The following is a 13,128-nucleotide window of genomic DNA, read 5'->3' on the forward strand; positions in this document are numbered from 1 at the left end:
GCCCTACGTCGATGCTTGGGCGCCGTCGAGGTCGATTTCCTTCACGTCGTGCGGCACCTTCAGCGCAGGCTCCGTCTTCTCCTGCACCTCACGTGCCGAAACGCCCGGCGCGAGCTCGCGCAGGACGAGGCCGTCGGGCGTCACGTCGACGACCGCGAGGTCCGTGATGATCCGGTGCACCACGCCCCGGCCCGTGAGCGGCAGGCCGCACTCGCGCAGGATCTTCGGCGACCCGTTCTTCGCGGCGTGGTCCATGATCACGACGACGCGCTTGGCCGAGACGACGAGGTCCATCGCGCCGCCCATGCCCTTCACCATCTTGCCCGGGATCATCCAGTTCGCGAGGTCGCCCTTCTCGGAGACCTCCATCGCGCCGAGGATCGCGAGGTCGATGTGGCCGCCGCGGATCATGGCGAAGCTCTCGGCGCTCGAGAACGTGGCGGAGCCGGGCATCATCGTGACCGTCTCCTTGCCCGCGTTGATGAGGTCCGGGTCCTCTTTGCCGGCCACCGGATAGGGGCCGATGCCGAGCAGGCCATTTTCGCTCTGGAGCACGACGTCCATCCCTTTCGGGATGAAGTTCGCGACCAGGGTCGGCATGCCGATGCCGAGGTTCACGTAGAAGCCGTCACGGAGCTCCAAAGCCGCGCGGCGTGCGATCTGCTCTCGCGAAAGGCTCATCTTACTGCCTCGCTCCCTCGGGCTTCTGGACGGTCCTGCGCTCGATGCGCTTTTCGTACTTCGCGCCCTGAACGACGCGGTGCACGTAGAGCCCCGGCGTGTGGATCGTGTCCGGATCGAGCTCGCCGACCTCCACGAGCTCCTCGACCTCGGCGATCGTCACCTTCGCGGCCGTGGCCATCATCGGGTTGAAGTTCATCGCCGTCTTGCGGTAGACGAGGTTTCCGTACCGATCGCCCTTCCAGGCCTTCACGATCGCGAAGTCGCCGTGGATCGCCGGTTCGAGCACGTAATCCCGACCATTGAAGGAACGGATCTCCTTCTTCTCGGAGTACTTCTTCACCGAGCCGTCGGGGTTGTAGAGGACCGGCAGGCCACCCTCGCTGATGGCGGTGTGCGCGCCGGTCGGGGTGTAGAACGCCGGAATGCCCGCGCCGCCGGCCCGGACGCGCTCGGCGAGCGTGCCTTGCGGCGTGAGCTCCACCTCGAGCTCGCCCGAGAGGTACTGGCGCTCGAACTCCTTGTTTTCGCCGACGTAGGACGAAATCATCTTCCGGATTTGCTTGTTCCGGAGGAGCACGCCGAGACCAAAATCGTCGACGCCGCAGTTGTTCGAGACGACGACGAGGTCCTTCGTGCCGAGCTCGCGCAGCGCGGCGATGCAGTTCTCGGGGATCCCGCAGAGGCCGAAGCCGCCCGCGAGGATCGTCGCGCCGTCTGGGATGTCCCGGCACGCGTCGAGGGCGCTCTGGTAGACCTTGTTCATACGGCCGGGAGTGCTACCAGAGCCGCGCCCGGGTGGCCAGGGGGATAAGCTGTTCGCGGGTGTGGTGCGGGGCCGCGCGCGCTTCTGAACGTTCGGTCCGTCCGGAAAGAACGAAAGACACAAGGAGGCACCGAGGCCCGCACCCAGCCCGAAGGGCAACGTCGACAAGGCGAGCGCTCTCGTGGCCCTCTCGGCGCTCTTCACGCGGGAATGGGAGGGAGACAAGCCCGCGCATACCGTGGAACCGGGGATGGGCGCTTGATGCTGGCTGGCTGGTCGTTCGCGACCGGTGGAAGGCCAGAGGACGCTGGTTCGAACGCCTTGGGGAGCCCGTACGTCGGGCGGAGGGGCTGGCCAGCAAGCGCGGGGCTGCCGGTGCCGGTGCGGGGGCGGCTGGAGAGTGTCCGTACGTCGTCGTGCGGATGGTCGGTCGCACGATGCGCCTCCTCGAACCTTCCCGCGGGTCCTTCATGCACGCTTCCGAGCTTCTGCCGCCGCTGAGCCCCAAGCGACGTGGTCGTCTCGTCCTCGGGGGCTCGCGACCGAGCGGGACCTCTTCTGCTTGGGGGCGCAGCTCTACAGCATCCGTGGCCGCCCTGGGGTAGGATCACGCGCCTTACGGGCGAGTGGACGAGTGCTCGACCATTCGCGCAGAAAGTCGAAGGTCAACGATGCATCGTGTTCACGCTTGCAGCCTCGCGCTCCTCTTGATCGCATTCCACGCAGGCTGCAGCTCGGACCCCTCGAATTCGAGCTCGGGCGGCGGCGGGAATGGCGGTGACAGCACCAGCAGCAGCAGTACCGGCGGCGCCGGCGGCAGCTCGACGGCCAGCAGCGGGAGCGGCGGCTCCGGCGGCTCCGGCGGCTCCGGCCAGAATCAAGCTTTATGCTCTCCCGGCAAATACATCATCTGCGAGGATTTCGAGGCCACCGAGGTCGGTGCGATCCCGCAAGGGTGGACCAAGCACGGCGACCCCGCCGCGGTCGCCGACGATGAAGCGGTGAGCGGCGCCCACTCATTGAAATTGGGCCCGATTGCCAACGGGGAGCGCCGCATCTATCACGACGGCTCGAAGCTCGGCAGCGGGCACTGGGGCCGCATTCGCTACAAGGTAGCGCTCCCCGTCCCCGACGCCTTCGTCCACTCGACCATCGTCGCGCTTCACGGCGACGGCCCCACCGCAGGGCCGGAGGAGGTCCGCGTGGTGGATACCGTAAAGGAGGACAAGGACGGCTGGAACAACGACGGCAACGGCTCTCACGTCCAGTACCTCTACAACGTCCAGCCCAACGGGGCCGAGTTTGGCAAGGGAAGCGATTACACCTGGATGTTCGACGACCAGTGGCATTGCGCCGAATGGCACATCGACGGGCCGACGCAGAGCTACGACTTCTACATCGACGACGTGCACGTCGATCAGATCAGCTTCGCGAACGGGCCCGGCAACTACGAGGGCTCGCAGATCCCAAACGCTTTCAGCGAGGTGCGCATCGGCTGGACGAACTATCAGCAAGCCCCGCCCGGTTTCACGGCGTGGATCGATGATATCGCGCTGCATAACGAGCGCATTGGCTGCCAAAATTGAGGGCGCCAGCCACGGCGGCCGGGTTTGACGGCGACGCTCTCGTCATCATCGAGGGTCGGGATGGCGGCCCCTCGTAGATGAAGCACGCGCTGGTAACGAACGAGCCGCGCTCGAACGCCTGGCCGGCACCGGCGACGACGACGCGGAGAAGCTGCGCTCCGCTCGCTGCTTGCTTCACCTCGCCGAAGGCGAGACGCGCTCTCCACGATCCTTGCGACCATCGAGACGAACGCGGCCGCTCTCGTGCCGCGTCGCCGGTTGCGTGATCAGGCAACGCATTGCGCGATCCTCGCGCCCGACGTGCGGCCGAAAACCGCGCTCCGCGGCGCCAGGCCGTGTTTTCTCCGTGGCCCGCGAGTTGCCATGGCCCCGCCCTCGCAAGTCATCGAGAGGTGACCTGCGACGCGACACAGACATTCAATGAGAACGGGAGAATCCCTCATGTTCAAGAACCTGTCGGCCGACCAGATCAAGCAGCTCCTCGAAGAGGCCGTTACCCTCGGCATGGGCAAGGGCTGGACGCACAACCGGGGGGTCTCGTCGCGCTGCTGTTGCTCCTGGCATGTCACGGTCATTCGATAGCTCACCAAAGCCCACTCGAGGCCTCCGGTCGCTTGTCGATCGGAGGCCTCGAAGACGGCCAAGACTGCCCGAGGCGAAGGAAATCAACCTCGGGAGCCGCGGCGCGGCTCCGTCCTCGATACGAAGAGCCGCATTCGAGGCTCCTTCCATTGGAGTTTTGACAATGAGCAGAGAGTTTTGGCAGCGTCCGGCCATCTTTTGTGCCTTGCAGCGGATTGCCTATCTGGAGCGAGCTGCGGCCCATGTTCTGGCCGGTTGGATGCCCAAGATTGTCGGGATCGATACGACGCTGACGCTGGGTCGGTTTCAATATGCGAGCATGCAGAATGCTTCCACCCTGCGAAACACGACGCAATCGTTGAGCCTCCCGATCGGAGGTTTTCGCCTGTCCCTGCCCGAGGGCTGGCGAAACTACGCCTGTGCGATCGACAGGAGCGCGTCAGAGCCGATCCTGCTCTGGTCGCTGTTCGCCGACCTCAAGCGACGCGCAAAGGGCCTTGTGGTCGACGTGCTGGGAGGCACCGATCCGGTGCTGGACACGAACATTCGCGAGCAGCTCGAGACCGCCTTGCGCTCCCTGGAGACCCAGATCGCCTGGTACGAAGCGCAACATCTCACCGGAGCGCCCGAGGAGCACGCGCGCGTGCTCCAAGCGCTCTGGGAGGCTCGCGAGGCCGGCGCGCCGACGGATGTCAGCGAGTGGTTATGGGCTCCGATCGACCGGGTCCCGAGGCCCAGCCGGCCCGGCCACATGAGGTTCGCGACACGCGGGGCCCTGTCGTCGCGCGCCATCTACGAGGATGAGGTCGAGCACACGCGCCAGATGTTTCATGGCATGACCGATGAGGAGATCACCACCCTCGAGCTGTTCGCGCGGTGCTCCTACGAGCACCCGGACATGCCCGAAGAGTTTCATGCGGCGATGGCGCGCCAGATGTTCGACGAGTCGAGGCACGCGCAGGCCTGTATCAACACCCTCGAGGACTTCGGCGGCACGTATGGGGACCTGCCGATCAGCACCGGCGTCTACGACTTCCACTACCATCACGCGCCGTGCGAGCCGGGGAGCAAACGCGAGCTGCTCTGGCGCCTCCTCCTGCGCAGCACGTTCGAGGAAGCGCTGTCCCTGGATGGGTTCGTCCTCCAGATCAAGAAACGCGCGTTCTATGGGCAAGAGCAGGTCACGCGCGTCCTCGGGGCCATCATGTCCGACGAGATCTTCCATGTTCGCAGCGGCGTTCGCTGGAGCACGTACCTCTGTAACGGAGACAGGCGCCGAGCGCGCGAGGAGCGCGAGCAAGCGCACGCGTTCGACCTCGAGCAGTTGGAGAAGATTCGTCGCGAATTCGTAATGGCAAATCCCGAGCAAGCCCTCGAGGAGCTCGCGTTCATGCGCATGCGCGACGCCGTGGTTCCCAAGAGGTTTCCCTTCAGCCTCGATATCTCGATCAATCGCGCGGCGCGCAAGGCGGCGGGGATGGACGACGAGGACATGGCCCAGGTGGTGGAGTGGGGCTACGCGAAGCCCTAGAGCATCGACCGGTTCGATGCTCGGAAGATCACGAAGCGATCTTCCCAGAGGACGCTGGGTGGAAACTTGGCCCCGTCCTTCGCCGAAGGTTATTCCCGGGGCCGTGCGTAGCCCCTTCCGCTCCCTCGCCGCCGCGCTCGCGATTGCGCTCTGCGGCACGCCCACGACGCCCGCCGACGCCGCGCCGCCCACGCCCGCCGTCCCCCAGGCCGCACGCGCGGGAACGCACAAGCCCCAAGGCCCTTCGCGCCGCGCCAAGACCGAGCCCTCGGCCACGGGACGCCCCGGACGGGTCGGAAAGACGACGAAGACCGAGGTCGCGGCGCCGGAGAAAAAGCCCGAGCCGCCGCCGCGCGCCGATTCCGTCGGCCCGCCGAACGACGGGCGCCTCGAAGGCGGCATTCGGCTCGACACGAAGGACAAGCCCTACCTGCGCGTCGTCCCGGCCTACAACTACAAGGACGCGGACACCCGCTGGGGCCTGCCCGCGCTCGTCCACGCGCTCGATCGCGCGGCCAAGGCCGTGCACAAGAAGTACCCGGGCGCCGTCCTCGGCGTCGGGGACCTCTCGCGCAAGAACGGCGGCGAGCTCGCGCATCACCACTCCCACGAGAGCGGGCGCGACGCGGATCTCGGGTTTTACCTGGTGAATGAAAAAGGAGAGCCCGTGCTGCGCCCCTCGTTCGTGAAGGTCGACGAGAAGCTCACGGCGAAGGGCGTGCCGGGCGCGCGCTTCGACGTCGCGCGGAACTGGCTCTTCTTGCAGAATCTCCTGCTCGATCGGCAGGCGCGTGTGAGCCACATCTTCGTGGCCGAGCCGATCAAGCACGCCCTGCTCACGCATGCTCGCTCGCGTGGCATCGCGCGCGCCCTCTACGTGCGGGCCGCGCAGGTCATGATGCAGCCGACCGGGGGTTTGCCCCACGACGACCATTTCCACGTGCGGATCTCGTGCCCGCCCTCGATGGCGAAGAGCTGCGTCGAGATCGCGAAAAACGCGCCGAGCAAGGCGCGGCAGAAGATCGCGAAGAAGGGCAAGCGCGGCGTGAAGACCCCGGAGCGCCGCGCGGCGCCTCCGCCCGCTGCGCCGGCCCCGCGCCGCACGGCCGAGGCCCGCAGCGACAATGGCGAGCGCTCGGGCGGCATTTATCTCTCGCGCGCCACGAAAGCGACGACGGGCCCGGACGTCCCGGTCTCCTTGTGGGCGCTCGCAGGCGCCTCGATCGGCCGCGACGACGCGGCGCGGACCGAGGCGGCGAAGAAGGACGACGGACGTGACGAGGCCGCCTCCGACGCGGCCGACGTGAAAGACGCCGTCGACGAGGAAGGCGCGCCGCGCATCACGCGGTGATTGCGCGCCGAGGAGTTTTTCCGATGCGACAAGGAATGTTGCTGGCGGCGACGCTGGGCGCGTTCGGCCTGGCTGCCGCGTGTTCGAGCCCCGACGTGCAGCAGGGCAACGGCGGCAATGGCGGCAATGGCGGACATGGCGGCAGCGGCGGCCAGGGCGGCGGCGGGCCGGCCATGAGCCTGCTCGCCGAGGGCCTCGTGAGCAACGATTGCGCGCCGAACGACGGACCCTGGCTCGTATTCAACCTCGGAACCGCGTCGACATGCGGCCAGGCGGCGGGCCTCGAACCGCAGCTCCACTTCGCGATCTACCCTGGCAACACGTCCATGCTCGCGGCCGGACAGTCGTGGACGTTCCATGCCGCCATGCCGACGAACGAGGTGCAGGCGTGGTGGTATGCGAATGGAGTCGGCGGCAACTCCGAAGCGCCGAAAAGCGCCTCGGTCGAGGTCCTCTCGGTCGGGAACGACACGGCGCAGGTGAAATACGCGTTCGTCACGCCAAACGGCGCGAGTCATGCGGGCCAGATGGACGTCTCGATCTGCACCAGCATACCTATGTGTGGATGAGCGCGGCGCCTCTGCGCGCGGAGCAACAAAGGGAGGTGTCTCGTGGACGCTCCCACGTTCCGCCGGGCACGCGGAAAAGCCTTGTTGCACCGGGCGGCCGGTCGCTGGTAGGTTGACCGGTCATCATGTCGCAGGGTCGACTCAGCCCATTTCCCAAACGCAAGAGCAGCACGAAAATGCGGGCCCAGAGGTCGGGCTCGATCGCGCCGCCGCGCGCGAGCGTGCCGCCGCGCGCGAGCGTTCCGCCGCCGATGCTGGATCCGGCGAGCGAGCTATTGGCCCTGCTCGCCGATCTCTCGCCGCACGGCGTGGCCGCGCTCCTCGCGCATGCGCGCAAGCTGCGCGACGACGAGCGGCGCCGCGGCTCGGCTCCGCCGCTGATCGTGCTTTCCCCGCGTGATTTCGCCGTCCGCGTGGGGCATGCGGCGACCGAGCTGCTCCTCGGTCGAGACGACGGCAAGGTGTTCATCGCCGCGCTGTTCCGCTCGCTCGAAGATCGCGGCGAGACGTCCGGGCTCGGGCTCGCCGAGTTCAAGAACCGGCTGCTCATGGCGCACCAGGCGGGGCTGCTCGTGCTGAGCCGATTCGAGCTGGGCGAGCGCGCCGACGCCGCCACCATCACCGCCTCCGAGATTCGCCACCTCGGCGCCGCGTTCCACCACGTCCTCGTACGTCGCCCCAAGTCGGAAGGATCGAAGTAGACTCGGGCGGCAATGGCGCGCCCCATCGCCGAAGATAGCCCCGCTCCGCCGCCCGCCGTGCGCGCCGCGGCGCTCTTCGTGCTCGGGTCGCTCGTCCTGTCTCTTTCGCTGATGGCCGCCGCGATGGCCCTCTATCCCGGCGGCACGTGGCTCGATCGTGCTTCCCCCGGGCACGACTTTTTCCGCAATTTCTTTTGCGATCTGACGGCCGATCGCGCCCTCAATGGGCAGACGAACCCCGGCGCTTCCTTCGGCAAGGCCGGCATGATCCTCCTGTCCGCGGGCACGCTGCCGTTCTGGTTCCTCGTCACGCGGCTCTTTCCGGAGCGCGGCCGGCTCGCGCTCGCCGTGCGTGGATTCGGGCTCGCCTCGGCGCTCGCCGCGATTGCGGTGCCGCTCGCCCCCTCGCAGCGATATGGCGTGCTCCATGCGCTGCTCATCTTCGTCGCGGCGGTGCCCGGGCTCCTCGCGGGCGGCCTCGCCACGTTCGGGCTGCTCGCGACGAGACACGGGTCGCGCATGCCCGCGCGCCTCGCGGGATTGACGGCGGGCCTCGCGGCGCTCGACGGCGCGCTTTATGCAGCGCACGTCGCCTCAGGCGTGGAAATCACCTCGGCGCTGATTCCCGCGCTGCAAAAGCTCGCCGCGCTCGCGCTCGTCGCCTGGATGGCCGGCACGGCCGCGCTCGCCGGCCTTCGTGATTAAGGCACTTCCCGGCCCGTCGACGCGGTCCACACGAAAAACCAATCCTGCACGTCGAGATCGATCGCGAGCGCGCTCGCCGCGCTCTGGATCCGCTCGATCCGGTTTGTCCCGAGCACCGGGACCATCTTCGATGGGTGTTTGGATCGTTCGACGGCAGCCCTTGTCACGCCGGTCAATCCTCCGCCGTGTCGCAGGTGAGTTCGAGCCGTCCATACGGCAGCGCCCTCGCTCCGCCGGTGAAACGGAGGGGCCAATGGTGCTTCCCCTCCTCGCACGTCGCCTCTTCGAAGGAAACGTCTGTCACGCAAAACCCGCTCGCACAGCCCGGACAATCGGGCGAGGTGCGACAGCTTTCGAGCGCCGCGCCCTCGTGCTGCACGACCTCGCAGCGGCGAAGCGTCTGGCCATTCCACTCGACGAGGATCTCCTTCCCGCCCGGATCCCGCCATCCCTTGTCGGGATCACATCGCTCGAGGTCTGGCTGCTCGACGTGGACCTTGCACGCGGCCGCGCCGCTCGTGTCGACCTGGATCGGTCGTTCCACGCAGAGGTGCCCGCAATCGACGAACCCCGGATGGAGCATGAGGTTCCAGGTGCTGTCATCGTCGCAAGGCCACCCATAATCCCTCGCCCCGACGAGCTCGCCCCACGCTTCGAGGCGCGTACTTTCGGCCTCCCCGATCTGACATTGCCCGGCATTCGACGGCGTCACCACGATCGTACGATACGTCGACGATAACGAGACCTCGTTCGGAACGAGGTCCGCCGGGGGCACGACGTCCTCGTCGTCCCGCGTGCTCGCCACGACGAGCGCCTGGATCGTACCTTTGGCGAGGGACGCGACGAACGCCGTCTCCGATTCGGTCTCCGGCGCCTGCAATCCCTTCAGGAGATCGAGCGCGCGGCTCGCGGCTCGCAGCGGCCGATAGGTCTCCCCGGGCATGGCGAGCCGCTGCTCCATGGCCTCGGTCGCGGCGGCCACGACGGCGTCGATTTCTTCCTCTTTGGACGTGATCGTCGTCCACGCGAGCGCGGGCCGATCGATGGGCGTGACGAGCGAAAGCTGCGTCGGCGCGCTCGCTCGCACGATGACCACACGATCATCGCCCGGACGCCATTCCGCGGGATCACGCGTCCCCACGCAGCTCTCCCCGCGCCTCTCCACGTAGGCGAGGAGGCTCGCACGTAATGCTTGCGCCGCGCGCGCCCGAAGCGCGGCCGCCTCCGGGGTATTCGCGTCGTCGACGACGAGCACGTACACGCTCGGCGCCCCCTTGCCGTAATACCCCTCCACCGTGAACGGCCCCGCCGTGCTCGGCGTGAGCGGCACGGCTTCCGTCCCCTGACATGCCGCCGCCACGAGCCCCGCCGACACGACGAAGAAGAGCCTCGATTGCCATTTCATGACGGCCGCGCACAGCAATTCACGTGCCGTGCTCGAATGCCTGCATTTCCCGCTCCGTCACGCTATTGGCGACAACTCCGGGGCGCACACGCGCGCCTACCTCGTTGGCAGTCCAATCAACTGAGGAGCGCCATCAAATCCTCGCGCGTGATCGCCGCCGCCTGCGCCGCCTCGCCGAGCGCCGCGTCCGCCACGAGCCGCTTCTTCTCCTGCAGCGCGAGAATCCGCTCCTCCACCGTGTCCTTTGCCACGAGCCGGTACACGAAGACGGGTTTGTCCTGGCCGATGCGATGCGCGCGGTCCGCGGCCTGGTCCTCGACGGCCGGGTTCCACCACGGATCCAGCAAGAACACGTGATCGGCCGCCGTCAAATTGAGGCCCGTCCCGCCCGCCTTGAGCGAGAGCAGCATCACCGGCGGGCCTCCATCGGCCTGGAACTCGTTCACCACGCCCGCGCGATCCACGGTCGAGCCATCGAGCCGATTGAAGGAGATCCCCGCCTCGGCGAGGTGCGGCTCCACGAGATCGAGCAGCGACGTCCATTGCGAAAAAACGAGCGCCTTGTGGCCGTCCGCCGCCGCGTCGGAGAGCGCCTCGACGAGGGCCTCGACCTTGGACGACCCCGGAGCCATCTGCCCGGGCACGAGCGCCGCATGACAGGCCGCCTGGCGCAGCCGGAGCAAAGCTTCGAGCGCGGCAAGCACGCTGCCGCCCTCGGCGAGGCGCTTGACCACGTCACTGAGGGTCGCCGCGCGCACGGCGTCGTACACGGCGCGCTCCTTGTCGTCGAGCTCCACGCTGAGCACACGATCGGTACGCGGCGGCAATTCGGGCGCGACCTCGCGCTTCAATCGACGCAGGACGAACGGGCGAATGCGCTCGCGCAGCCGCTCGGCCGCGCCGGCGTGGCCGATCTCGATCGGACCGGCATAACGCTCCTTGAAATCGCTCCGCCCGCCGAGCAAGCCGCGGTTCGCGAAATGCATCTGGCTCCAGAGCTCCTCCAGCCGGTTCTCCACGGGCGTACCGCTGAGCGCCACCTTGAATTTGCCACGCAGCGCATACGCGGCCCGCGCGACCTGGCTGTCGGGATTCTTGATGGCCTGCGCCTCGTCGAGGATGATCGTATCCCATTCGATGGCGGAAAGCGCCTCGATGTCGATACGCAGCATCGAATACGTGGTGAGCGTGACGTCCGCCTTCGGATCGAGCGCGCGCTTGGGGCCGTGGTAGAGGGCCGTGGAGAAGTTTGGCCGGAACTTCCGGATCTCCGCCTCCCAGTTGAAAAGCACGCTCTTCGGACAAACCACGAGCGCGCGGCCACGCGTGGCTGCGAGCGCTTGCAGGGTTTTTCCAAGGCCCATGTCGTCCGCGAGGATCCCGCCGAGCCCCGTGTCCCGCAAGAACGAGAGCCAATCGACGCCGCGGCGCTGGTACGAACGGAGCGTGGCGGCGAGGCCCGCGGGCAAGGGCGACTCGGGGATCCCCGAAAAACCTTCGAGCAGGGGGGCGAGCCGGGAAAAACCCGGCGGGCGCGGGGCGTCGATCTCCTCGCAGAGGCGCGCGAGCGCAGGCAGGAGCGCGGGCGGAATGGTCTGGTCCTCGGTCTCCGCCCGCGCGGCGAGCAGATCGGCGACGCGATCACCGAACCGCGAGAGCCAATCGGACGGCAGCGGCGCGAACCCGCCGCCTTCGAGCGGGACGATGTCGAGCCCGTCCTTCCACGCGCGAATGACGGCCGCGCCGCTCGCGTGTTTCGTCGTCCCGCCCTCCTCGCCGTCTTCGGCGATGGATTCGAAGACGACGTCGAAGCCGTCGCCCTGAATGTCGAACCGCGGCACGAGCGGGCGCTTGCCGAAGAGCTCGCCGAGCGTTTCGCCCTGCTCGCCGCCGCGGAATCCCTTGAGCTTCTGCGCGAATCGTAATGCGGCCTCGCCGTCGAGATCGACACGCCGGCCGGGGATCAGGTTGAGCTCGTCGCGGAGCCGCTCGATGAGCCTTCGCTCCTCGGCTTCGTCACGCACGGGCACGGTCCCGCCGAGGTGCACGAGCACATTCTGATCGACGCGCGCCTCCGGCGGATCCCCATACACGAGCAGCGGCAGCACGGAGAGGGTATGCCCGGCCTGCGAGAGCTCGATCGAAATGCGCGGGCGGCTTTTCCGCGCCACGCCCGGCAGCCTGCGCGTGCGCACCACGAGGCGCGTGTGTTTGTCGAGGTCGGGGAGGATCTTCGTGACGAACGTGCCGAGCTCCTCTTTCGCAACGAGCCGCTCCATGGGGAGTTTTTCCCATGCATCGCCCGTGATCGAGGTATCCCCGAGGGGACGCAGGACGTCGCCCGTACGCGCGGCGCCGCGGGCAATGACCTCGTCGACGGAAGGGTCTTTCTCGACCCGCACGAGGACGCCGCCATTCTTGCCGTCGATCACGGCGGCCGAGGGGCGCACGGCCTGCTTGCTCGTGCGAACCGGAAAACCGTCGAAAAGGACACTCGGCGCATTCTCGAGGAGCGCAAACAGTTCCCGCACGCGCGAGAGCGGGACGACGCCGCCCTTCCAGGTGGAGAACATCCGGTCGATCGTGATGTCCTCATGCGTGGGCAAGACCGGCAGATCGCCGCGCGAGACGCGATTCGTGATCGATCCCTGGAAAGGCTCGCGGCGACCGTCCGGAAAGACCACGGCGCGCTCCAGGAACAACGTGCCCGCGTCGCGGCTGAACTCGTATTCGATCTTGCCGAGCACGGGCTTCGGCGCGGGCGCGGCCCGCTGGCTCATGTCCGTCCCGGTCGCGGGAGCGTGGCCCTCGGGGGATTGGGCGGCGACGATCACCGCGGCGGCGACGTGCTGGCAGGGATCGAATTTCCCGCCGCAATCGCAGGTCCACTCCTCGTCCGCGGCGTACAGCGTGACCGTGGGCGCGATGGCGACGCCGGGGACGCGGATGCGATAGGTGAGCTCGGTGGAGGTCTTCCGGTCGAGGATCACGGCGCCGTCGCGGGCCAGGTTGACGCCCTTCGACCAGAGACCGGGCGGGCAGGCTTTACGAACCGCCTGGAGGAGCGAGTCCATGACGACGGGAGCGGTAGCACGGGACGGCGCGCGTGTCGCCTCCCCTCAGGCTAGTACATCATCCCCAAAGTTCGTAGTGGTTCACGCGATCGGCATGAGCATCCAGCTGAAGGAACCGTGGAGGAGGTCGAGCAGCGGCTCCTGCTCGCGGTGCTGATAGGGCGTGGGCTCCCAGCG

General features: G+C 67.7%; 12 protein-coding genes. 7 read left to right on the forward strand and 5 right to left on the reverse strand.

Annotated elements, in window-relative coordinates:
* Window positions 1-3: 3 nt before the first annotated feature.
* Both KEG38_RS45290 and KEG38_RS45295 read right to left on the reverse strand, forming a co-directional pair.
* Window positions 4-681, reverse strand: a complete 678-nt coding sequence (locus tag KEG38_RS45290) for a CoA transferase subunit B (protein WP_272426968.1) — start codon at window positions 679-681, stop codon at window positions 4-6.
* A 1-nt stretch (window position 682) separates the two neighbouring features.
* Complete coding sequence (locus tag KEG38_RS45295; protein WP_272426969.1) at window positions 683-1,447, reverse strand: CoA transferase subunit A; 765 nt, start codon at window positions 1,445-1,447, stop codon at window positions 683-685.
* Window positions 1,448-2,118: 671 nt separating this feature from the next.
* On the opposite strand from KEG38_RS45295, the gene KEG38_RS45300 reads away from it, so the two are divergent.
* The 7 genes from KEG38_RS45300 (at window position 2,119) to KEG38_RS45330 (ending at window position 8,472) form a co-directional block, all read left to right on the forward strand.
* Window positions 2,119-3,033 (forward strand): hypothetical protein, encoded by a 915-nt coding sequence (locus tag KEG38_RS45300; protein WP_272426970.1) that lies wholly within the window; start codon window positions 2,119-2,121, stop codon window positions 3,031-3,033.
* A 441-nt stretch (window positions 3,034-3,474) separates the two neighbouring features.
* Window positions 3,475-3,615 (forward strand): hypothetical protein, encoded by a 141-nt coding sequence (locus KEG38_RS45305; RefSeq protein WP_272426971.1) that lies wholly within the window; start codon window positions 3,475-3,477, stop codon window positions 3,613-3,615.
* 259 nt (window positions 3,616-3,874) lie between these two features.
* A complete protein-coding gene (locus KEG38_RS45310; RefSeq protein ID WP_272426972.1) occupies window positions 3,875-5,146 on the forward strand; it encodes a DUF455 family protein in 1,272 nt (423 codons plus the stop codon).
* Window positions 5,147-5,249: 103 nt separating this feature from the next.
* Window positions 5,250-6,497, forward strand: coding sequence for a penicillin-insensitive murein endopeptidase (locus tag KEG38_RS45315; RefSeq protein WP_272426973.1), 1,248 nt, complete (start codon window positions 5,250-5,252; stop codon window positions 6,495-6,497).
* Between the two features lie 23 nt (window positions 6,498-6,520).
* Window positions 6,521-7,066 carry a hypothetical protein gene (locus tag KEG38_RS45320; RefSeq protein ID WP_272426974.1) on the forward strand — a complete coding sequence of 182 codons (546 nt, stop codon included), beginning with the start codon at window positions 6,521-6,523 and terminating at the stop codon, window positions 7,064-7,066.
* Between the two features lie 176 nt (window positions 7,067-7,242).
* A complete protein-coding gene (locus KEG38_RS45325; RefSeq protein ID WP_272426975.1) occupies window positions 7,243-7,767 on the forward strand; it encodes a hypothetical protein in 525 nt (174 codons plus the stop codon).
* A 12-nt stretch (window positions 7,768-7,779) separates the two neighbouring features.
* Window positions 7,780-8,472, forward strand: coding sequence for a hypothetical protein (locus tag KEG38_RS45330; protein WP_272426976.1), 693 nt, complete (start codon window positions 7,780-7,782; stop codon window positions 8,470-8,472).
* Here the strand turns inward: KEG38_RS45330 and KEG38_RS45335 are convergent.
* From KEG38_RS45335 to KEG38_RS45345, 3 genes are all read right to left on the reverse strand, one after another.
* Window positions 8,469-8,639, reverse strand: a complete 171-nt coding sequence (locus KEG38_RS45335; RefSeq protein ID WP_272426977.1) for a hypothetical protein — start codon at window positions 8,637-8,639, stop codon at window positions 8,469-8,471. The genes KEG38_RS45330 and KEG38_RS45335 overlap by 4 nt on opposite strands.
* A gap of 5 nt (window positions 8,640-8,644) precedes the next feature.
* Window positions 8,645-9,877 (reverse strand): hypothetical protein, encoded by a 1,233-nt coding sequence (locus KEG38_RS45340; RefSeq protein WP_272426978.1) that lies wholly within the window; start codon window positions 9,875-9,877, stop codon window positions 8,645-8,647.
* 116 nt (window positions 9,878-9,993) lie between these two features.
* Window positions 9,994-12,951, reverse strand: coding sequence for a DEAD/DEAH box helicase (locus tag KEG38_RS45345; protein ID WP_272426979.1), 2,958 nt, complete (start codon window positions 12,949-12,951; stop codon window positions 9,994-9,996).
* Between the last annotated feature and the right edge of the window lie 177 nt (window positions 12,952-13,128).

It is taken from the genome of Polyangium jinanense (assembly GCF_028435265.1).
GTDB lineage: Bacteria > Myxococcota_A > Polyangia > Polyangiales > Polyangiaceae > Polyangium > Polyangium jinanense.